Annotated in this window: 18 protein-coding genes; 5 read left to right on the top strand and 13 right to left on the bottom strand. The window is 63.9% G+C overall.

Annotated features, from left to right (window positions below):
• The first annotated feature begins 3 nt into the window (after nt 1-3).
• Nucleotides 4-747, top strand: a complete 744-nt coding sequence (locus tag BM344_RS10975; protein ID WP_091989579.1) for a spermidine synthase — start codon at nt 4-6, stop codon at nt 745-747.
• A gap of 113 nt (nt 748-860) precedes the next feature.
• Nucleotides 861-1,037 carry a hypothetical protein gene (locus tag BM344_RS17565; protein WP_167363232.1) on the top strand — a complete coding sequence of 59 codons (177 nt, stop codon included), beginning with the start codon at nt 861-863 and terminating at the stop codon, nt 1,035-1,037.
• Nucleotides 1,038-1,064: 27 nt separating this feature from the next.
• Here the strand turns inward: BM344_RS17565 and BM344_RS10970 are convergent, their stop codons facing one another.
• Nucleotides 1,065-1,625, bottom strand: a complete 561-nt coding sequence (locus BM344_RS10970) for an LOG family protein (RefSeq protein WP_091989576.1) — start codon at nt 1,623-1,625, stop codon at nt 1,065-1,067.
• The gene (gene yghU / locus BM344_RS10965) at nt 1,622-2,494 is read right to left on the bottom strand and encodes a glutathione-dependent disulfide-bond oxidoreductase (protein ID WP_091989573.1); all 873 of its coding nucleotides are present in this window, start codon (nt 2,492-2,494) and stop codon (nt 1,622-1,624) included. Before yghU ends, BM344_RS10970 begins: the two co-directional genes overlap by 4 nt.
• 109 nt (nt 2,495-2,603) lie before the next feature.
• Between yghU and BM344_RS10960 the strand changes: the two genes are divergently transcribed.
• The 3 genes from BM344_RS10960 to BM344_RS10950 all read left to right on the top strand — a co-directional run bounded on the left by BM344_RS10960 (nt 2,604) and on the right by BM344_RS10950 (nt 6,942).
• Nucleotides 2,604-4,724: a NosR/NirI family protein gene (locus tag BM344_RS10960; RefSeq protein ID WP_091989570.1), complete on the top strand. Its 2,121-nt coding sequence runs from the start codon at nt 2,604-2,606 to the stop codon at nt 4,722-4,724.
• Nucleotides 4,725-4,826: 102 nt separating this feature from the next.
• Nucleotides 4,827-5,432 carry a TetR/AcrR family transcriptional regulator gene (locus BM344_RS10955; RefSeq protein ID WP_091989567.1) on the top strand — a complete coding sequence of 202 codons (606 nt, stop codon included), beginning with the start codon at nt 4,827-4,829 and terminating at the stop codon, nt 5,430-5,432.
• A gap of 199 nt (nt 5,433-5,631) precedes the next feature.
• Nucleotides 5,632-6,942, top strand: coding sequence for an NAD(P)/FAD-dependent oxidoreductase (locus tag BM344_RS10950; protein WP_091989564.1), 1,311 nt, complete (start codon nt 5,632-5,634; stop codon nt 6,940-6,942).
• Here the strand turns inward: BM344_RS10950 and nuoN are convergent.
• From nuoN to nuoC, 11 genes are read right to left on the bottom strand one after another with little or no spacing between them, the layout of a single operon-like run.
• A complete protein-coding gene (gene nuoN / locus BM344_RS10945) occupies nt 6,939-8,369 on the bottom strand; it encodes an NADH-quinone oxidoreductase subunit NuoN (RefSeq protein WP_407656856.1) in 1,431 nt (476 codons plus the stop codon). The two genes, BM344_RS10950 and nuoN, sit on opposite strands and share 4 nt — an antisense overlap.
• Nucleotides 8,366-9,898: an NADH-quinone oxidoreductase subunit M gene (gene nuoM / locus BM344_RS10940; RefSeq protein ID WP_091989559.1), complete on the bottom strand. Its 1,533-nt coding sequence runs from the start codon at nt 9,896-9,898 to the stop codon at nt 8,366-8,368. Before nuoM ends, nuoN begins: the two co-directional genes overlap by 4 nt.
• Nucleotides 9,895-11,760 (bottom strand): NADH-quinone oxidoreductase subunit L, encoded by a 1,866-nt coding sequence (nuoL, locus tag BM344_RS10935; protein ID WP_228143595.1) that lies wholly within the window; start codon nt 11,758-11,760, stop codon nt 9,895-9,897. The genes nuoM and nuoL overlap by 4 nt, the downstream gene beginning before the upstream one ends.
• A complete protein-coding gene (nuoK, locus tag BM344_RS10930; protein WP_091989556.1) occupies nt 11,757-12,065 on the bottom strand; it encodes an NADH-quinone oxidoreductase subunit NuoK in 309 nt (102 codons plus the stop codon). The genes nuoL and nuoK overlap by 4 nt, the downstream gene beginning before the upstream one ends.
• Complete coding sequence (gene nuoJ / locus BM344_RS10925) at nt 12,065-12,592, bottom strand: NADH-quinone oxidoreductase subunit J (protein WP_091989553.1); 528 nt, start codon at nt 12,590-12,592, stop codon at nt 12,065-12,067. Before nuoJ ends, nuoK begins: the two co-directional genes overlap by 1 nt.
• Nucleotides 12,593-12,610: 18 nt before the next feature.
• The gene (nuoI, locus tag BM344_RS10920) at nt 12,611-13,180 is read right to left on the bottom strand and encodes an NADH-quinone oxidoreductase subunit NuoI (RefSeq protein WP_091991025.1); all 570 of its coding nucleotides are present in this window, start codon (nt 13,178-13,180) and stop codon (nt 12,611-12,613) included.
• A gap of 37 nt (nt 13,181-13,217) precedes the next feature.
• Nucleotides 13,218-14,195, bottom strand: a complete 978-nt coding sequence (gene nuoH, locus BM344_RS10915) for an NADH-quinone oxidoreductase subunit NuoH (RefSeq protein WP_091989551.1) — start codon at nt 14,193-14,195, stop codon at nt 13,218-13,220.
• The gene (gene nuoG / locus BM344_RS10910; RefSeq protein WP_091989548.1) at nt 14,192-16,945 is read right to left on the bottom strand and encodes an NADH-quinone oxidoreductase subunit NuoG; all 2,754 of its coding nucleotides are present in this window, start codon (nt 16,943-16,945) and stop codon (nt 14,192-14,194) included. The genes nuoH and nuoG overlap by 4 nt, the downstream gene beginning before the upstream one ends.
• 38 nt (nt 16,946-16,983) lie before the next feature.
• On the bottom strand, nt 16,984-18,354 hold the full coding sequence (nuoF, locus tag BM344_RS10905; protein ID WP_091989545.1) for an NADH-quinone oxidoreductase subunit NuoF: 1,371 nt from the start codon (nt 18,352-18,354) through the stop codon (nt 16,984-16,986).
• Entirely contained in the window at nt 18,351-18,878 is a 528-nt protein-coding gene (gene nuoE, locus BM344_RS10900; RefSeq protein ID WP_091989542.1) for an NADH-quinone oxidoreductase subunit NuoE, read from the bottom strand. Before nuoE ends, nuoF begins: the two co-directional genes overlap by 4 nt.
• Nucleotides 18,878-20,638 carry an NADH-quinone oxidoreductase subunit C/D gene (gene nuoC / locus BM344_RS10895; protein WP_091989539.1) on the bottom strand — a complete coding sequence of 587 codons (1,761 nt, stop codon included), beginning with the start codon at nt 20,636-20,638 and terminating at the stop codon, nt 18,878-18,880. The genes nuoE and nuoC overlap by 1 nt, the downstream gene beginning before the upstream one ends.
• Nucleotides 20,639-20,666: the final 28 nt, after the last annotated feature.

Raw genomic sequence — 20,666 nt, 5'->3', positions numbered from 1 at the left:
GGCATGTTCAACAAAGGCGAGATTATCCATCACACCCGGGATGCCCTGGGCAGCATTCTGGTGATCGACTACCGCAAGCACCGGGTGCTGACCTTCAACACGGTGTTCGAGCAGAGCAAGATTGACCGCCGCTACCCGTACCTGCCCGTGCACGAATACAACCGGGCCATGATGCTGCCCTCGCTGTTCGCCAACCCCGGGCATGTCACGCTCCTGGGCCTTGGCGGGGGCGTTATGGCAAACGCGTTCCACCACCTGTTCCCGGATTGCCGGATCCACGCCATTGAGTTGCGGGAAGCGGTGCTGGAGACGGCTCGGGAGTTTTTCGAGCTGCCCGACAGCGAGCGGCTTGAAGTCACCATCGCCGATGCCCGGGACACCCTGGAGAAGGCGCCGCCCGGAAGCACCGACATGATCCTGGCCGACCTGTACACGGCCGACCGGATGAGCCCTGCCCAGGCCCAGCGGCAGTTTGTGGACCAGTGCGCGCGGGTGCTGGCCGAAGACGGCTGGCTGGTGCTGAACTATCACCGGACACCGGACATCGACGGCCCCTATTTCCGGCGGCTGAAGCGCTATTTCGCAGTGCTGCTGACGTTCCGTAGCAAGAGCAACAACACCGTGGTGTACGCCAGCAAACACCACTTCCAGTCTGTGCATCCCAGGGACCCGATACTGGACGACTTCGAGGCCCGGCTGCCCATCGACTGGCGGCGCCTGATGGCCAAGGTCACGCGGATGGAATAGGCCGGCGCGGGCTCTCACTTCGGACTTTCGCCTGGGAATGGTCCTTGATGAATGGGAACTATGCTCCATAGTTACAGGTAGGGAAGCCCACATGCTCAGGAGGACTCGGAATCATGAGCGAGGACGACTACAAGAAGCTTCACCCGGTACTCAGTGAAGTCACCCGGACCTACGTGGACCTGTACACCAACCGGCCAAACGAGAAAAACCGTGAGAAGCTGATCAAGCTTGAGGCCCTGCTGCACGAAAAACTGGAAGCGATCCGGAAAGCAAAGGAAGGCGGGGAATAAGGCCCGGCATGGCCGGGCCACAGGGCCTCAGGTCCACTTTTCTCCCGGGCCCTGGTAATCCTCAAAAGCCCGGTGCAAAGACTCGGGCTGGTCGGTCTGTACCAGCATGTCGATGTATTGCTGGCTGAGGAAACCGGCCTGCTCCATGGTGCTGACCATGGCCAGTAGCGGATCAAAGAAACCGTTGACGTTGTAGATGGCGCAGGGCTTGCGGTGCAGCCCCAACTGGCCCCAGGTCCAGGCCTCGAACAATTCTTCCAGGGTGCCGATGCCACCGGGCAGTGCCACGAAGCCGTCCGCCAGGTCCGCCATCAGGGCCTTGCGCTCGTGCATGTTCTTCACCACATGCAGTTCTGTCAGCCCGCCGTGGGCCAGCTCCCGGTCCCGCAGATGCTCGGGGATAACCCCGTGCACCCTGCCGCCAGCGGCAAGCACGGCATCGGCCACCACACCCATAAGGCCGACATGGCCGCCTCCGAACACCAGCTCAATGCCGTTCCGCCCGAAATAGTCACCGAGTTCCCGGGCCTTGTCGGCGAAGACCGGATCGTTGCCGGTCCGGGAGCCGCAGTAGACGGCGATTTTCATTCGCCGTCCCCGATCTTGTCCTGGGTCCGCAGCTCGAAATCACTGGCGTCGTGGCGTTCGTGCAGCTGGCTTTCAGGCTCACCCCAGGCGCGGTTGACCACTCGGCCCCGCTTCACCGCCGGGCGCTTGGCAATCTCATCGGCCCAGCGAATCACGTGGGTGTAGGTGTGGGCTTCCAGGAATTCCGCCGCCTCATACACCTTGTTCTTCACCAGGGCGCCGTACCAGGGCCAGATGGCCATGTCGGCGATGGTGTATTCGTCGCCGGCAATGTAGCGGTGGGTTGCCAGCTGACGGTTCAGCACATCCAGCTGACGCTTCACTTCCATGGTGTAGCGGTTAATCGGGTACTCGTAGTACTCGGGCGCGTAGGCGTAGAAATGCCCGAAGCCACCACCCAGCATGGGCGCGCTGCCCATCTGCCAGAACAGCCAGTTCAGGGTTTCGGCCCGGCCGGCGGTGTCTTTCGGAAGGAAGGCACCGAATTTCTCCGCCAGGTACAGCAGGATGGAGCCGGATTCGAACAGGCGCAGGGGCGGGTTCACGCTGTGGTCCATCATGGCCGGGATCTTGGAGTTCGGGTTCACTTCCACAAAGCCACTGCCGAACTGCTCCCCTTCGGTAATCCGGATCAACCAGGCGTCGTACTCGGCCTCCTTGATGCCAAGCTCCAGGAGCTCCTCGAGCATCACCGTCACCTTTACCCCGTTGGGTGTGGCCAGGGAATACAACTGCAGCGGGTGCTTGCCCACCGGCAGTTCCTTGTCGTGGGTCGGGCCGGCGATCGGCCGATTGATACTGGCGAACCGACCCCCGCTCTCGGAGTCCCATTTCCAGACTTTTGGTGGTGTGTAGGTCGCGTCGCTCATGGTCTTTCTCCTCACAAAGTAGCAGTCAGCTGGCTCCGAGGTCGCATTGAGCCCGGGGCCGAAAACTCTAGCATGGAAGATCAAACAAAAAGAACCACAGGAGTACCCCATGCCAGGGCGCCTTGTGCTCCTTGTTGCCTGTCTGTTGGTATTGCCTCCGGTCCAGGCCGAGCTGTCAGACAGCCGGCGGGCGCTGATCCAGGAGCTGTTTCCGTCGGCAACCGTCATTGAAGACAAGCTGCCGGAATTTCCCGTGTACCCCGTTTACCAGCTCCAGGAGTTGCTCGGCTATGCCTACGAAAGCATCGACCACAGCCGACTCCAGGGCTTCGCAGGAAAACCTGTAAGCCTGCTGATCGGCCTGGATACCCGGGGACGCTTTACCGGTGTAAAGGTACTGAACCATCACGAACCGGTGTTTCTCCACGGCCTTGGCGAAGAACCGCTGTTTGCCTTCGTGGATCAATACGAAGGCCGCTCCCTGAAAGAGCAGATCATTGTCAGTACCTCCAATTCCAGCCGTAGCGGTCGCAGTGCCGACGGTAACGTGGTGCACTTCGACGGCGTCAGCAAGGCCACGGTCTCGGTACTGATCATCAACGACACTGTGCTGTCCTCGGCCCTGAAAGTCGCCCGCACAAAGCTCGGGGGTTTTGCCCAGAGCGCACCTACCCGGGCCAAACCGGATTTCTACGAGCCGCTGTCCTGGCAGCAGCTGGTGGATCGCGGCTATATCGGGCACTGGCAGATTACTGCCAATACCGTCGAATCGGCGCTGGGCCGGCCCCTGGCCGACTACCCGCAGAGCGTTGAACCACCGCCCGGCGAACCCTTCGCCGAGCTGTTTTTCGGCTATATCAATTCACCCATGGTCGGACGAAACCTGTTCGGCGATGAAGGCTACGAGCGCCTGATGCAGCGACTCGACGACAACGCCCAGGTCCTTGTTCTCATGTCCCGGGGGGCGTTTCCCCATGTTTCCGGTGACTTTGTTCCCGGCAGCTCCCCGGACCGGGTCGGCCTGGCCCAGAACAACCTGGCGGTGGAAATGCGGGACCTGAACCTGCTGGATCAGAGCCTCGACTTCCGCGCCGAGGGCATGCCCTCGTTCGAGGCAAGCCACCTGTTTCGAGTAGGCGGCAACGCTGGCTTCAATCCGGGAGCCGAGGCCACCCTGAAGCTCAACGTGGAACTGGCTCGCAACCACCTCGTGGTCGACCGGGCCACCCTGGGTTTCCCGGTGAAATTTAACAGCGACCTGTTCGAGGCCGTCGAGCGGGCGCCGGATCCGGGCGCATCCCGGCAACCGGTCTGGGTTGGCCTCTGGCAGGAGCGCTGGTGGCAGATCACCCTGCTCGTCCTGGGACTGACCGTGCTGACCGTCTTCTTCGCCAGGCAGAAAACCCTGAGTCGGAACCCCGCACTGGTACACCGGTTCCGCTGGGGATTCCTGCTGTTCACCCTGTTGTTCATCGGTTTCTATGCCCAGGGCCAGTTGTCGGTGGTGAACATTTACACCCTGTTCCTGGCCATCTGGGACGGCTTCTCACTGGATGTCTTCCTGCTCGACCCGGTTATTTTCATCCTCTGGACCTATACCTTCATCACCCTGTTCATCTGGGGCCGGGGCCTGTTCTGTGGTTGGCTCTGCCCGTTCGGGGCCCTGCAGGAAATGGCGGCCTGGCTTGGCGAAAAACTGAAGTTCCGGCAAATCACGGTGTCAGAGCGCTGGCACAGGCGCCTGATCCTTCTGAAATATCCAATACTGGTCGGCCTGGTGGGCACCGCATTCTACTCGCTGACCATCGCCGAGAAGCTCGCGGAAGTGGAGCCGTTCAAGACCAGTATTACCCTGTTCTTCGTGCGTTCCTGGCCATTCGTGCTCTACGCCGTGGGCCTGTTACTGATTGGCATGTTCATCCACAAGTTTTACTGTCGCTACCTGTGCCCGCTGGGCGCGGGCCTGGCGGTGCTCGGCCGCCTCCGCCTGTTCAGCTGGCTTGACCGGGTGGAGCTTTGCGGCAACCCCTGCCAGCACTGCAAGAACGAATGCGGCATCAACGCCATTCGCAAGGACGGGCGCATCGACTACGACGAATGCATTCAGTGCCTGGAATGCGTGGTGATTCTCAAGGACGAAGACCAGTGTGTGGACAAACGCCTGCGCAACAAACAGCGGGCAAAGCAGCCCGTCATCCTGGCCACTGATGCCGCAGCAGTATCTTCCTGATCTACCCTCTAGCGGGCTCAGCTTGCGTCACCGCTATTATTGAGTGTTCGTTCAAGTTAAAATTGAATGGTCGCTCAGATCCGGAAGCGGGTAAAGTGAATTATGGCCAGACACCCACGCTACGACCGAAAAATCGCCCTGGAAAAGGCCGTTGGCCTGTTCTGGGAGAAGGGCTATCACGGCAGCTCCATGAAGCAGATCGAGCAGACTCTGGATATGCGCCCGGGCAGCATCTACGCCACGTTTGGCAGCAAGGACGGCCTGTTCTCCGAGGCACTTGCCAGCTATGCCGAGCAGGGCGGTCGGGAACTGGCGGAGCACATGAGTCGGTTTGATTCTGTGATAGAGGGCCTGCAGGCCTATCTGCGGGCCATTGCAATCGGCTGCGGCCAGGACGATGCGCCCCCGTCCCGCGCCTGCATGATCGTGAAAACCCTGCTCGAAGCCAGCAACACCAACCCGGCCCTGGCGGATCAGGCTAACGGCATCCTTTCCGCCATCGAACACTCCTTCGAGGAACTGCTGAACCGGGCAGAGGCCCGGGGCGAGCTGGTTGCCTCCGCCGACAGTGGCCGTCTGGCGCGCCTGCTGCAGGCCCAGATCATGGGACTCCGGGCCATGGCCGAGCGGAATCCCGAGCCGACGGCGCTGCAGGACCTGGGCAACGACATGGCCAGCCTTCTGGACGCTTACCGCAGCCACCATTAGTGTTCCATCCGGCTGACGCAAAACCGCCACTTCCGTAGAATTGTGCCCGCCGGCGCCGCCGCGTTACCATTAGCGCCCGCTGCGGACCCCACCCAGGCATTCGAGCCAGCCCCGGCTGCACGACTGCTCCCCAGTGAGGACAGCCAAGCGTTCTTGCCCCAAGTGCGCTTGGCTCTCTTCACTTACAGGTCTGATCGTTATGGAAAACCTTCATCACATTGTCGTGGTCGGCGGTGGCGCCGGTGGACTGGAGCTGGTTACCCGGCTGGGCAACAAACTGGGCAAAAAGCGAAAAGCGCGAATCACCCTGGTGGACGCCGGTCTGACCCATGTCTGGAAACCCCTGCTCCACGAAGTTGCCTCCGGCTCGCTGGATGCCAGCGCCAATGAAATCAACTATCGAGCCCACGCCCGCAAGCACCACTACGAATTCCAGCTGGGACGCATGAGTGGCCTGGATCGCCAGAACAAACAGGTGGTGATTGCGCCGTTCCACGACATCGACGGCACCGAGGTGGTCCCGGAACGCCAGATTCCCTACGACACCCTGGTGATTGCCGTGGGCAGCACCGCCAACGATTTCGGCACCCCCGGCGCCCAGGACCACTGCCTGTTCCTGGACAGCCTCAAACAGGCCCGGCGGTTCCACAACCTGCTGCTCAATGCCTTCCTCAGGAAAAACCACGAGGCCTTCCAGGGATCGGAGCACACCCTGAGCATCAGCATCATTGGCGCCGGTGCCACCGGTGTGGAGCTGGCCGCCGAACTGCGCCTGGCGTCCCGTGAGCTGCCGGTGTATGGCATGAATCACCTGCAGCCCTCGGACGTTTCAATTACCGTGATCGAGGCTGCCGATCGCATCCTGCCGGCCCTGCCCGGTCGGATATCGGCGGCCGCCACCCGGGAGTTGGAGCATCAGCGAGTCATGGTGCTCACCGGTCAGCCGGTGAGCGAGGTACGATCCGATTCCGTGGTGATGAAAGACGGCACCGAGCTGCCCTCGGAGATGACCATCTGGGCGGCGGGCATCAAGGCGCCCGGGTTCCTTGCGGAGCTGGACGGACTGGAAGTGAACCGCAGCAATCAGCTGGTGGTCGAGCAGACCCTGCAGACCACCCAGGATGTCGACGTGTTTGCCTTTGGCGACTGTGCCGCCTGCCCCCAGCCAGATTCCGAGCGACCGGTGCCACCCCGGGCCCAGGCCGCACACCAGCAGGCCGACACCCTGTTCAGGACTCTCTGCAACCGGCTGGAAGGTGAGGAGGCTGTGCCGTTCGTCTACAACGACCACGGTTCACTGATCAACTTCAGTCGCTACACCACTGTCGGTAACCTCATGGGCAATCTCTCCGGTCGCAGCATGTACATCGAGGGCAAGGTGGCGCGCATGTTCTACCTGTCCCTGTACCGCATGCACCAGGTGGCCCTGCACGGCCCTGTCCGCACCGGCGTAATCTGGCTGATGGACCGCATCAGCCGGGCCATGCATCCCAGGCTGAAACTCCACTAACCGATACTCAGCTCCTGCACCCAGTCGATCATCGGGGCGGGGTAGATACCGAGCACGAGGATGGTCACCGCCAGCGCCATCAGGGTGATGCCCCCCAGCCGGCTGCCCCAGTCGTTGCTGACATCCCGGCGGCGCATGCCCGGCTCGGGCAGGTACAGGGTCACCATCACCCGCAGGTAGTAGTACAGGCCAATGGCACTGCCGGCCACGATACCGCCCACCAGCCACCAGCGGCCCTCGGCCACGCCCAGGGCAATCACATAGAACTTGCCGATGAACCCGGCCGTCAGAGGAATGCCCGCCAGCGACAGGAAGCTTACCGTCATCACCGCCGCCAGGTAGGGCCGGCGCCAGAACAGGCCCCGGTAGACCGGCAGGCCATCGGCATCCTCGCCACCGAACGGGCTGGACAGCAGGGTTACCACACCGAAGGCGGTCAGGGTGGTGACCAGGTAGGTGATCAGGTAGACGCCGGTGGTCTCCGTGGCCAAAGCGTTTCCGGCAACAATCACTACCAGCAGGTAGCCAAAGTGGGCAATGGACGAATACCCCAGCAGCCGCTTGAGGTTGGCCTGGAATAGCGCCAGCAGGTTGCCGCCAAGCATGGTCAGCAGGGCCAGCACGGTAATCAGTGTCTGTAACCACTCACTGTGGAACACCGGCGCCGCCAGCACCAGGCGCAGTAACACTACGAAGACCGCCAGTTTGCTGACCGTGGCCAGGAAGATGGTGGCTGGCGCCGGCCCACCCTGATAGACGTCCGGCGTCCACAAGTGGAATGGCACCACCGACAGTTTGAACCCCAGGCCCACAATCATCAGCGCAGCGCCGGCCAGCATCCAGACATCCGCCTCTCCCGACAGGGCGCCTGCAACGCCGTCCAGATCGAGAAAACCGGTGCGCGCGTAGATCAGCGCCATGCCGAACAGCAGGAATGCGGTGGCCGCGGCGGAGAGCACCAGGTACTTGATGCCCGCCTCCAGGGACTTTTCCGCCCGGAAGCTGTAGGCCAGCATGCCGTACAGGGGCATGGAGAGCAGTTCCAGACTGATGAACAGCATGGCCAGGTGATCGCTGGCCACCAGCCCGAGGGCACCGGCGGTGGCGCACAGCAGCAGCAGATAGAACTCTTCCTTGGGACCGATGTAGCCGGTCAGGTAGTGGTGGCTGAGGATCACCGTCACCAATGCCGACAGCAGCACCAGGGTGCCTGCCATCAGGGCCAGCCCGTCCACCGCCATCAGCGGTGGCGCGCCGCCGGGCACCAGAGGCAGCGCCACCAGGGCCAGCAGCAGGCCGGCCCCGGACAGCACGGCGGTGAGTCCGTGGCGACGCCGCCAGGCAATGGCCAGCATGGCCAACACCGCCGTGGAACCTACGATGATCAGCGGTAGTAGTGTCAGCAGGTCGGCAGCGGTCAGCATCAGTTTACCTCCCCGAGGGCCGACGCGAGCCCGTCACCGCTACGGAAGAGAACAGCGACCGCATGAGAGAGACTTTCCGTGGTATCCAGCAGCGGCTGGGGGTACAGGCCTACCAGAATCACCAGTGCCACCAGGCTCAGCATCATCAGATACTCCCGCGGGGTTGGTCCGGGCAAGGCACCGGTGCGATACACCGGGCCGAAATGCACCCGTTGCATGAGAATCAGGGAATAGACGGCCGCCAACACCAGACCGGTGCTAGCGATCACCACCACCACCGGCGCTGCGGGAAAGGTGCCAAACAGGATCATGAACTCACCAACGAAGTTGGCGGTGGCCGGCATGCCCAGGGAGGCCGCCACGAAACACAGGGTAAACCCCGGCAAAACCGGTATCCGGCCCCAGAGGCCGCCCATGATCCGCATGTCCCGGGTGTGGATACGTTCGTAAAGCTGTCCGCTGAGAATGAACAGGCCGGCTGAGGAGAACGCATGCGCCACCATCAAAACCACCGCTCCCTGGATCGCCAGCTGGGAGCCGGAATAGATGGCAATGAGCACAAATCCCATGTGGGAAATACTGGTGTAGGCGATCAGCCGCTTGATGTCCTGCTGGCCACAGGCCACCACGGCGCCGTACACGATGCCCACCAGGCCCAGGGTCATGGCCACCGGCGCAAAGGCCGCCGACTCCGCAGGGAACAGTGGCAGCGCAAAACGCAGCATGCCGTAGGCGGCGGTTTTCAGCAGGATACCGGCCAGGTCCACGCTACCGGCCGTCGGCGCCTGGGCGTGGGCATCCGGAAGCCAGCCGTGGAAGGGCACCACCGGCAACTTGACGGCAAACGCCACGAAAAATCCGAGCATCAGCCAGGGCGCCAGCGCTTCGGGCACCTCGGTGGTCAGCAGCACTTCGTAGCTGAACGACAGCTGGCCGGTGTTGTCAAAATGGATGAACACCAGCGCCAGAATGGCCACCAGCATCAGCAGGCCGCTGGCCTGGGTGTAGATGAAGAACCGGGTGGCCGCACGGATGCGGGTCTGGCCGGCCGACCCGCTGTGGCCCCAGAGCGCGATCAGGAAGTACATGGGCACCAGCATCATTTCCCAGAACAGGAAAAACAGGAACAGGTCCAGGGCCAGGAACACGCCCACCACGCCGCCGAGAATCCACAACAGGTTCAGGTGGAAAAAGCCGATACGGTGGCCAATTTCATGCCAGGAGCACAGTACGGCGAGAGCGCCCAGGAACCCGGTCAGTGCCACCAGGATGAGGGACAGGCCGTCCATGGCCAGGTGAATCTCGATGCCGAAACGGGGGATCCAGTCCGCCCGCCATTCGATCAGCCAGGAGGCGTGGCCGGGACCGTCCAGAACAAAATCGCCGGCCATCCACAGCCAGAGACTGATCACCAGCACAAACAGCATGGTGCCCAGAGCAATCCAGCGAGGTGCCTGCTCACCCCAGCGATCCGCCTGCCAGCACAGCAGACCGCCCAGGAACGGAATCACGATCAGCCAGACGAGGATCACGGAGCACCTCCCGGCACCATGACCAGCGCCAGCAGGATCACCGTTGCGCCCAGGATCATGGCGGTGGCGTAGCCCCGCACCCGCCCGGTCTGGGCCCGCACCAGGGCGCCGTTGAACAGCCGCGCCAGCACCGCCACCAGGTTGACGGTGAGGTTAATCAGATCATAGCGCAACAGTCGGACCAGCAACTGCCAGGGACGGACCAGCAACCGGTCATAGAGCGCGTCAAAGCCCCAGGCCCGATGCCAGAGCGTCCACAGGAAAGCGCCCGGCCCGCCGGCGGTCTGTTGGCGCAGCCAGTCCGCCTGTTTCAGGAACAGCCAGAGCGCCAGCGCCAGGCCGGCAATGACCGTACCGGTGGCCAGCAACTGCAGCAAAGTATGGCCAGTCTCCGTCCGCTCTCCGGGGGCCACCGGGAACAGGTGGCCCAGGTGGGGATACAGCCAGGTGCCGACCACCGTGGACAGCACTGCCAGTATTGCCAGTGGCAGGTGGTGAGTAAGCCAGGCGGTACCCGGCTCGGCATTCCGGGCGTTGGCGCTGCGGCTGGGCCCATGGAAGGTGCCCAGAACCAGCCGCACCGTGTACAGGCAGGTCAACAGAGCACCGAGGAGGCCGGCTAGCAGCAGTCCGTTCTGGTCTGCCGCCATGGCCTGCCAGAGAATCTCATCCTTGCTGTAGAATCCGGCGGTCACCAGCGGCAGCGCCACGAGGGCCGCCCCGCCCACCAGGAAGCCGGTGTAGGCCACTGGCAGGCGCTTCCTGAGACCGCCCAGATTCGCCATATCCTGTTCGTGATGGCAACTGGTGATGACCGACCCGGCAGACAGGAACAGCAGTGCCTTGAAGAAAGCATGGGTGACCAGGTGGAAGATGGCGGCGTCAAAGGCACCCACGCCAAGCGCCATGAACATGTAGCCGATCTGGCTCATGGTGGAATACGCCAGAACTCTTTTGATGTCGGTCTGGGCCAGGGCCGCGAACGCCGCCAGCAGCAGTGACACCGCCCCGATCACGCCCACAAGCCACAAAACCTCGGGCGCCATGAGAAACACGCCATTAAGCCGAGCAATCAGGTACACCCCGGCGGTGACCATGGTGGCGGCGTGGATCAGAGCCGAGACGGGGGTCGGGCCCGCCATGGCGTCCGGCAGCCAGGTGTGCAACGGTACCTGGGCGGACTTGCCGAGGGCACCACCCAGCACCAGGAGCGCCACCAGGGTGGCCGTGGGATCACCCACCGACCAGACCTCCGAGGCTCGCACCATCACCTGCTGGATATCCAGGGTGCCCAGGTCCCGGAAGATCAGGAACAGGCCCAGGGCCAGGAACACATCGCCGATCCGGGTAACCACGAACGCCTTGAAGGCGGCCCGGCCATTAGCACTGTCCTGGTAGTAATAGCCAATCAGCAGGTAACTGCACAGACCAACGCCTTCCCAGCCCAGGAAGAGCAGCAGCAGATTGTCGCCGAGCACCAGCATCAGCATGCTGAACACGAACAGGTTCATCCAGGCGTAGAAGCGGGTCACCCCGGCCTCACCGGTCATGTACCAGGCGGCGAACAGGTGGATGAAGAAGCCCACACCGGTAATCACCGCCATCATCACCAGGGCCAGGCCATCCACCGCCAGGCCGATGGTGGGCTGGAAACTGCCCACCTGAATCCAGATCCAGAGCGTGAACCCGACAGGGCCGTCATAGAGTGCGATAGCCCAGGCCGTCGCCAGGGCAGCAAGGCCGACACTGGCGACGCCAACAAACGCACCAAAACGCACCCCGAGACGGCCGCCGGAGAGTGCGAGTATCAAAGTACCCATCAGGGGCAGGACAAATGACAGGGTGACCGCCAGCTCCATCATCCACGCATCCTGCTTGCCAGATCGAGGTTCAGGGACTTGAAGCGCCGGAACAGCTGGATCATCAGCGCCAGCCCCACGGCCGCTTCAGCAGCGGCCAGTGTGATCACCAGCAGGAACATGGCCTGGCCATCCGGCTGATCCCAGGCGGTGGCGCCCACCACGAACGCCAGCGCCGCGGCGTTCAGCATCACCTCCAGGCTCATCAGGACAAACAGCATGTTGCGGCGCAGCATCAGGCCCACCAGGCCCAGCACAAACAGAATGGCTGCCAGAATCAGGCCGTGTTCCATGGGAATGCCTGCCATCACGGTGCCCTCCCGGATCTTTGCTGTCGCAACGGGTTTGACCGGCGCCCCACGTGCGAGGCGGCCACCAGCGCGCCTAATAACAGCAGGCCGGCCAGCTCCACCACCATCAGCCAGGGGCCGAACAGGGTGAGCCCGACCGCTCGAGCCGTGAGCAGTTCGCCGTCAATGACCCGGGCCATGTCGCCGCCGGCGATCAGGTAACTCAGTACCGCCAGCAGCACCGCCGCAAGCACAGACGGGCCCAGCCAGTGCCTCGGGTGGCGCCAGGCGGCTTCGTCGCCGTCCTGGTCCGGGCCCAGATTGAGCATCATCACCACGAACACGAACAGCACCATGATGGCGCCGGCGTAGACGATGATTTCGAGGGCGCCGGCAAACGGGGCGCCCAGGGCAAAGAACACCAGTGCCACCGCAATCAGCGAGACAATCAGGTACACCACCGCATGCACCGGATTCCTGCCGGTGATCACGCCGAAGGTGGCCAGCACTGCCACCAGGCCACTGAGATAAAAGGCCAGTTCCATGGGGCTCATCCTCCGTTTCTAGGGCAGCAGGGAACGGACATCCACCGGTTCCTCCTCGTTGAGGGCCTGGCCCTTGTCCTTGCCGCCGATGGCCATGCCGGCCACCTTGTAAAAGTGGTAGTCGTGATCCTTGCCAGGCCCATTGATCAGCAGATCCTCTTTTTCGTACACCAACTGCTGGCGGTCGTACTCACCCATCTCGAAATCCGGCGTCAGCTGGATGGCGGAGGTGGGGCAGGCCTCCTCGCACATGCCGCAGAAGATGCACCGGGAGAAGTTGATCCGGAAAAACTCCGGGTACCAGCGGCCGTCCTCCTGCTCACCCTTTTGCAGGGAAATGCAGTCCACCGGGCAGGCCACCGCGCACAGGTTGCAGGCCACACAACGCTCCTCGCCGTCCGGATCCCGGGTCAGCACAATCCGGCCCCGGTATCGGGGCGGCAGGTCCACGGGTTGGTCCGGATAGTTCACGGTTTCCCGCTTGCGAAAGCTGTGCATGAACACCATGCCCAGGGTGCGCAGCTGGCTCCAGGTGGCCGGCACCAGCCAGAGTACGGATCTGATGAAAGGGACCTTGTCTTGTTCCATATCCGGGTCTCGTTCCATATCCGGGTCCTCCCAGGCGTCAGGGGCCAACCAGCAGCATCACCGCGCCGGTGGCCAGAAGATTGATCAGAGTCAGTGGCAGACAGACCTTCCAGCCGAAGCTCATCACCCGGTCGTAGCGGGGCCTGGGCAACGAGGCCCGCAGCAGGATGAACAACACCAGGAAGGCGCCGGTCTTGAGGGCAAACCAGAGCACCGGCGGCAGCCAGGGGCCCTGCCAGCCGCCGAAGAACAGGGTCACGATCAGCGCCGAAACCAGCACCATGCCCACGTACTCGCCAATGAAGAACAGCCCGAACTTCATCCCCGAGTACTCAATGTGGTAACCGTCCGCCAGCTCCTGCTCCGCCTCCGGCTGGTCGAACGGGTGGCGGTGGGTCACGGCAATCCCGGCAATCAGGAAGGTGCAGAAGCCGAAGAACTGGGGCACCACAAACCAGAGGCCTTCCTGGGCTGTCACAATGTCCCGCAGGTTGAAGGAGCCGGCCAGGGCCACTACACCCATCAGCGACAGCCCCATGAAGACCTCGTAGGAGAGGGTCTGGGCGGAAGAGCGCATGGCGCCGAGCAGGGCGTATTTATTGCCGCTGGCCCAGCCGCCGAGCAGCACCGCGTACACGTTGATGCCCGCCATCGCCAGGAAGAACAGCAGCCCGATGTGCAGGTCGGCAATGCCCCAGCCGGGCGTGATGGGAATGATGATGAACGACAGCAGCAGGGAGGCGAAGGCGATCACCGGCGCCAGCACAAACAGCGGTCGATCGGCGAAAGGTGGAATCCAGTCTTCCTTGAAGAAAATCTTGATCATGTCCGCCACCAGCTGCAGCAGGCCGAAGGGGCCAACCCGGTTGGGGCCGTAGCGATCCTGCCAGAGCCCCAGCAGGCGCCGCTCGACAATGGTCAGGGCGGCGCCCAGCAGAACCGCCCCCAGCAGGATCACGAGAGCCTGAAACATGGCCCAGAGAATGGCCTGCCATTCCGGGTTCAGCCAGCTCATGGCCGCACCTCGCAGCGGGCGCCCGGAGTGGAACCCGGGCCCGCGGTCAGGGTGACATCGCCGTCCACCCCCCAGGGCACGCTGCCGGCCGGCAAGCCAACAAGTCCCCGGGGCCAGTCCGACTGCACCCGCACCGGTAGGGTGACACAGGTGTGTTCCCCCGATACCGTCACCAGGCCGCCCAGCTCGGCGCCCAGGGCAGTGGCATCGGCCTCGCTCAACACCAAAGCAGGGTGGTCCATACGCTGCTGGATGGGCCCGGCCAGCGCCGAGGTTTCCTCGCCTCCGAACAGCCGCGGCAAAACCACGGCCCGGTGGCGCTCACCGGTTGGCTGCCCGGCGGCGGGGATGTCGCGGTCATAGTCGTAATGGCCCGGCACCGGACCGGCGAGACGGATACCCGGGTCGCCGCCGCGCAGATGACCACCCACCTCATCGGTGAACTTGTTCCAGGCCTGGGGCGAATTCCAGCCCGGCGCCCAGGCAAAGGGCACCTGCTGGTGCGGGTGCCGATAACCGCTGTAACCCTCCATGGAATAGGCGAAGGCGGTATCCGGATCCTGCGGTACCCTGGGCTCGCTGACGCTTCGATTGGCCCGCATGGAGGTGCGGCCACTGTAGCGGTGGGGCTCCCGGGCAAGACGCAGACCCTCGATCCGGAAGCCGGCATCGGGCGCGGCGGCGGTGATCATCTCAAGGCCCGGGCAGGCCTGGCTGCAGGCCGCGGTTACCTGGTCCAGTGTTATGTCCGCCGGCGCGTAACCATGCACTTTCACCGCCAGCCCGTGCAGCCAACGCCAGCTCTCGTGAATGCGGGCCTCCGGGCGGAGGTAGCCCGGCTCAAACACCTGGAAGAAACGCTGAGCCCGGCCCTCCAGGCTCACCAGGGTGCCATCGCCTTCGGCAAAGCTGGCCGCCGGCAGGGAGAAGGTGGCACGCTCGAGTGTCGGGGTACGCTGGTGGTCCAGCACCACCAGCGTCCGGGCACTGTCGAGGGCTGTATCAACCCTTGCCGCAGGCAGACGCTGGTACAGATCGTTCTCCAGGATCACCGCGGCATCGGCATGTCCACTGCCGAGCTGCTCCAGGGCCCATTCCAGGGGCTGGCCGCCAAGCAGCGACAGGCCCGTGCTGTTGGCTTCCCGGCGCACGAACATGAGCCCGCCCCGGCTGGCGCGGCGGGCCAGCGCCCGGGCGATGTTGCCGGCGGCCCGGATGATGGCCGGATGCGCCAAGGTGCCACCGCTGACCACCAGGGGCTTCTCGGCAGCCACGAGTGAATCGGCAATGGTTTCCGCACGGGCCTGGAGTGACGGCTCCAGATCGGCCACCGCCGGTGCCGACGAATCAATGGCGTGGGCCACCGCATAGCCAAGGCGCGCAATGTCCTCCGGCGCCAATGGCAGCCGGTCACGGGCAATGCCATCAAGCTCGGTGGCCGTCGGGTAGGCAATGAACAGTGGCTGGTGATGGTCCTGGGCCAGGGTCTTGAGCGCTTCGGCATTCCAGTAGGGAATCCCCACCCGTGCCGCCTGTTCCGAGGGTGGGGTGGTAATGGCCTGGCGAATGGCCAGCCCCAGCCGGGCCGCACTCTCCATGGGGTCTTCCCCCAGCAGCAGCACGGCGTCGTGCTCCTCCACCTCCCGCAGGGTTGGCGCCGGCAGTCCGCAGCTGCGGCCGAGTTCCTGCATCAGCGCCAGACAGTCCTGCTCCCTGGCATGAATACCCGTGGAAAAGTTGGCTGCACCCACCAGTTCCCGCAGTTGGTGGTTGCTTTCCAGGCTCGCCCGGGGCGAGCCAATGCCAATGACCCGTTCGGCATGACGCAGGGCATCGGCAATGCGGGCCAGGGCAGCATCGGTTTCCAGCGGCTCCCGGTCCTTTCCCGGCCCTGGGAGAAACTCGGGCATCCGCGGCCGATCGGCCCGGTTCACGTAGCCGTAGCCAAATCGGCCAAGATCGCACAGGAAGAAGCCGTTGACCTCGCCGTGGTAGCGGTTTTCGATGCGCCGGATATCGCCATAGCGCTCGCCCGGGCTGATGTTGCAGCCCATGGCGCACTGGTGGCAGATGCTGGGCGCAAACTGCAGGTCCCATTTGCGGGTGTAGTGCTCGGAGTGGCTCTGGTCGGTAAACACACCGGTCGGGCAGACTTCGGTGAGGTTACCGGCGAACCGGCTTTCCAGGGTGCCCTCCTGATGGCGGCCAAAGTAGATGTTGTCCTTGGCGCCGAAAGCGCCCAGATCCGTGCCGCCGGCGTAATCGTTGTAGAAGCGTACGCAGCGGTAGCAGGTAATACAGCGATTCATCTCGTGGGCGATGAACGGGCCCAGATACTGGTTGCGGCGAGTGCGTTTGCGGAACCGGTAACGGCGCCGGTCGTGGCCGGTCATCACCGTCATATCCTGCAGGTGGCAGTGCCCGCCCTCCTCACACACCGGGCAGTCGTGGGGGTGATTGATCATCAGCCACTCCACCACGCTGGCCCGGAAGGCGCGGGCCTCTTCGTCCTCGATATCAATGCGGGTGCCGTCCGTCGCCGGTGTCATGCAGGACATCACCAGCATACCCCGGTCATCGTCCCGGTCCTTGTACTGGCGCACCGCGCACTGTCGGCAGGCACCCACGCTGCCCATGGCCGGGTGCCAGCAGAAGTAGGGAATGTCCAGGCCCAGGGACAGGCAGGCCTGGAGCAGATTGTCTGCCCCGTCCACCTCGTAGCTCTGGCCGTCCACATGAATGGTTGCCATGGTGCCGGATTACTCCCCGTTGCCGGTGAATGGTCGGTTCATGGATCCCCCGCCGGTATCGCGTCAGCGGGGGCCTTACCCCTGGCGTGGCGCACGCCCTGCTCGAATTCGTGTCGGAAATGCCGCAACGCGGTCTGCAGGGGCATGGCCGCGCCCGGAGCGTGGGCACAGAAGGTCAAGCCCGGGCCACAGTCAGCGGCCAGTTTGTCGAGCAGCTCAATGTCCCCCGCTTCCCCTTCGCCCTGTTCCAGCGCTTGCAACAGCTTCACCGTCCAGGGCAGCCCGTCCCGACAGGGCGTGCACCAACCGCAGGATTCGCGGGCGAAGAACTCCTCGAGATTGCGCATGAGTGAGACCATGCTCTGGTCCTCGGTTACCACCGTAAGCAGCCCGGTGCCCAGGCGACTGCCTTCCTTGCCCACCGTGTCGAAGTCCAGGGGCAGGTCCAGATGTTCCGGCAGCAGAAAGCCGGTGCTGGCGCCGCCGGGCAGCCAGGCCTTGAGCGCCCGGCCGTTGCGCAGCCCGCCAGCGCGCTCGAGGATCTCCCGGCCGGTGACCCCCATGGGCAGCTCCCACAACCCCGGCCGGTTGACCAACCCGGAAGCACCGTACAGCTTGGTGCCCCCGTCTTTGGTGCGATCGCCCGACAACCGCTGGTACCAGTCGGCGCCCCTGAGCATCACCGCTGGCACGTTGCACAAGGTCTCCACATTGTTCACCACGGTGGGTTTGCCCCAGGCTCCGGACTGGCCCGGGAAGGGCGGCTTGGCCCGGGGATTGGCGCGCTTGCCTTCCAGGGAATTGAGCAGGGCCGTTTCCTCGCCGCAGATATAGCGGCCGGCGCCGGTGTGGAGGGCAATGTCGAAATCAAAGCCGGAGCCGGCAACGTCCGGCCCCAGCCAGCCGGCATCCCGCGCCTCGGCCAGGGCCTGCGCCAGCACCCGGGCTGACTCCACATACTCGCCGCGCAGAAAGATGTAGCCGTAGCGGGCGTTGTTGGCATAGCCCGCCAGCACCATGCCCTCGATCAGCAGGTGCGGCTGCTGCTCCATGAGCAGGCGGTCCTTGAAGGTGCCGGGTTCCATCTCGTCGGCATTGCAAACGATGTAGCCCCGGGGCATGTCGCCGCCCTGCATGGTCAGGCTCCATTTCAGGCCCGCCGAAAAGCCGGCACCGCCACGACCCCGTACATTGGCCTCTTTCAGGGTGGTGATCACCGCCCGGGGGTCGCCGGCCTCGAGCACCTGGCAGAGCGCGCGATAGCCCTCTTTGGCCTGGTAATCCTCAAGGTCCACCACCTGGCCGTCGTCGCGCAGCCGCCAGGTCAGTGGATGGGTCTCCGGCCCCCGTTCCGAGGCCGATTGCTGCAACCGGCTGCGATACACGGGAGACTGGCGCTGGCTGGTCATGGGTAGCCCTCCAGGATGGCCGGCAGTTCGTCGGCCGCCACCGGACCGTAGACATCGTCGCCCACCATCATCGACGGGCCGCCGTCACAGGCGCCGAGGCAGCACACGGGCAGCAGGGTAAAGCGGCCATCGGCCGTGGTTTCACCCAGCCCGATGCGGAGATGGCCGGTCAGGGCCTGCCGCAGCTCATCGAAGCCGGTGAGAAAGCAGGAGCTGCTGTCGCAGACCAGAATCACGTGGCGCCCCACCGGCTGGCGAAAGATCAGGCTGTAGAAGGTGGCGACGCCCTCAACGCTCGCCGGCCCCACGCCCAGCACCCGGGCAATAGCCGGTATGGCCTCATCCGGCACCCAGCCGTGGCGGCGCTGGACGATTTTCAGGGCCTCGATGCAGGCGGCCTGGGGCTGTTCGTAGTGGCCCACCTCCGTACGCATGGCGGCCTCATCCTCCGGATGCAGCCGGAAACCATCGGTGGCGATGGTGGCCGGGTCCGGCGTTTGTGGGTTCGGTGTCGGTTCCATCATCAGCGGTCCACGTCGGCCATGACAAAATCAATACTGCCCAGGTGCGCGATCAGGTCCGGCACGAAGCCGCCGCGCATCACACTGGGTATCTGCTGCAGGTGCGGAAAGCTGGGCGTTCGTATCCGGGTGCGGTAACTCATGGTGTTGCCATCGCTGGTCAGGTAGTAGCTGTTGATGCCCTTGGTGGCCTCCACCATCTGCATCGATTCCTGGGGTTTGAGCACCGGCCCCCAGGACACCTGCAGGAAATGGGTGATCAGGGTTTCAATGTGCTTGAGCATGCGCTCCCGGGGCGGCGGGGTGGTCAGCGGATGATCCGCCTTGAACTCGCCGGCCGGCATGTGGTCCACGCACTGCTGGATGATCCGCAGGCTCTGGCGCATTTCCTCGATGCGCACCTGGCCCCGGTCAAAGACGTCGCCCTTATCACCGAGGGGCACCTCGAACTCGAAGTTGTCGTAACCGGAATAGGGCCGTTGCTTGCGCAAGTCGAAGTTGCAGCCAGTGGCCCGCAGATTGGGGCCGGTGACGCCCCAGGCCAGGGCCTGGTCGGTATCAAACGCGGCGACATGGCGGGTGCGCTCGCGCACCAGAGTGTTTTCCATCATCGCCCGCTCGTACTCGCGCAGCCGGGGCGGCATCCAGTCCAGGAACTCCTGCACCAGTTTCTCCCAGCCCTGGGGCAAGTCCTGCATCAGCCCGCCAATGCGGTACCAGGCCGGGTGCATGCGAAAGCCGGTGATGCCCTCGATCACCTTGTACCCCCGCTGCCGGTCACTGAAGGTGAAGAACACCGGCGTCATGGCGCCCAGGTCCTGCAGGTAGGTGCCAAGGAACAGCAGATGGCTGGTGATTCGGAACATCTCGGCCATCATCACCCGGATGGTTTTCACCCGGTCGGGCACCTCGATGCCGGCCAGCTTCTCCACCGCCAGCACGTAGGGCAGGTTATTCATCACTCCGCCGGTGTAGTCGATGCGGTCGGTGTAGGGAATAAAGCTGTGCCAGGACTGGCGCTCGGCCATTTTTTCCGCGCCCCGGTGGTGGTAGCCGATGTCCGGCACGCAGTCGACGATTTCCTCGCCGTCCAGCTGCAGCACAATGCGAAAGGCGCCGTGGGCGGAGGGATGGTTGGGCCCCAGGTTCAGGAACATGAATTCCGCCCCATCCCGCTCCCGGGCCATACCCCAATGCTCGGGCTGGAACTGCAGGGCTTCCTGCTCGGTGTTCTGGCCCTCCACCGTCAGGGTGTAGGGGTCGAATTCCGTGGCCCGGGCCGGGTAGTCCTTGCGCAGGGGGTGGCCGGTCCAGGTGGGCGGCATGAGAATGCGCTCCAGGTGGGGGTGGCCGGAGAAGCTGATACCGAACATGTCCCATACTTCCCGCTCGTACCAGTTGGCGGAAGGGAACACCCCCGTAGCGCTGGGCATGCTCAGATCGTCGCCGGTGAGCGCGACCTTGAGCATGATGTCGCGATTACCGGCCACGGACATCAACTGGTAGAACACCGTGAAGTCCGAATCCGGCAGGCCCCGGCGATGGTCCCGCAGACGCTCGTCCACCGCCGACAGGTCGAACAGCAGGTTGTAGGCCGGAGACAGCCTTTTCAGATAGCCAAGCAGGTCGGTCAGGGCCTCACGCTGCACCCAGATCACGGGCATGCCGGTGAAGGTCTGCTGCTCGCAGCGCAAAGCCTCGCCAAAGTCCCGGTGCAGGGCCTTGATCAGGTCTTGGTCGATGCTCTCGGTGCGGCTGCTCATGCTCTTGGTTTGCCTCCTGGCATTCCGT

The organism is Marinobacter gudaonensis (genome assembly GCF_900115175.1).
In the GTDB taxonomy this organism is placed as follows: Bacteria; Pseudomonadota; Gammaproteobacteria; order Pseudomonadales; family Oleiphilaceae; genus Marinobacter; species Marinobacter gudaonensis.
The sequence above is the reverse complement of the archived record's forward strand: the minus strand, read 5'-3'. Positions and strand labels throughout refer to the sequence as shown.

Coding starts and splice junctions, on each gene's coding strand:
- BM344_RS10975 (WP_091989579.1), top strand. CDS start 4: ATGTTCAACAAAGGCGAGATTATCCATCACACCCGGGATGCCCTGGGC.
- BM344_RS17565 (WP_167363232.1), top strand. CDS start 861: ATGAGCGAGGACGACTACAAGAAGCTTCACCCGGTACTCAGTGAAGTC.
- BM344_RS10970 (WP_091989576.1), bottom strand. CDS start 1,625: ATGAAAATCGCCGTCTACTGCGGCTCCCGGACCGGCAACGATCCGGTC.
- yghU (WP_091989573.1), bottom strand. CDS start 2,494: ATGAGCGACGCGACCTACACACCACCAAAAGTCTGGAAATGGGACTCC.
- BM344_RS10960 (WP_091989570.1), top strand. CDS start 2,604: ATGCCAGGGCGCCTTGTGCTCCTTGTTGCCTGTCTGTTGGTATTGCCT.
- BM344_RS10955 (WP_091989567.1), top strand. CDS start 4,827: ATGGCCAGACACCCACGCTACGACCGAAAAATCGCCCTGGAAAAGGCC.
- BM344_RS10950 (WP_091989564.1), top strand. CDS start 5,632: ATGGAAAACCTTCATCACATTGTCGTGGTCGGCGGTGGCGCCGGTGGA.
- nuoL (WP_228143595.1), bottom strand. CDS start 11,760: ATGATGGAGCTGGCGGTCACCCTGTCATTTGTCCTGCCCCTGATGGGT.
- nuoK (WP_091989556.1), bottom strand. CDS start 12,065: ATGGCAGGCATTCCCATGGAACACGGCCTGATTCTGGCAGCCATTCTG.
- nuoJ (WP_091989553.1), bottom strand. CDS start 12,592: ATGGAACTGGCCTTTTATCTCAGTGGCCTGGTGGCAGTGCTGGCCACC.
- nuoI (WP_091991025.1), bottom strand. CDS start 13,180: ATGGAACAAGACAAGGTCCCTTTCATCAGATCCGTACTCTGGCTGGTG.
- nuoH (WP_091989551.1), bottom strand. CDS start 14,195: ATGAGCTGGCTGAACCCGGAATGGCAGGCCATTCTCTGGGCCATGTTT.
- nuoG (WP_091989548.1), bottom strand. CDS start 16,945: ATGGCAACCATTCATGTGGACGGCCAGAGCTACGAGGTGGACGGGGCA.
- nuoF (WP_091989545.1), bottom strand. CDS start 18,354: ATGACCAGCCAGCGCCAGTCTCCCGTGTATCGCAGCCGGTTGCAGCAA.
- nuoE (WP_091989542.1), bottom strand. CDS start 18,878: ATGATGGAACCGACACCGAACCCACAAACGCCGGACCCGGCCACCATC.
- nuoC (WP_091989539.1), bottom strand. CDS start 20,638: ATGAGCAGCCGCACCGAGAGCATCGACCAAGACCTGATCAAGGCCCTG.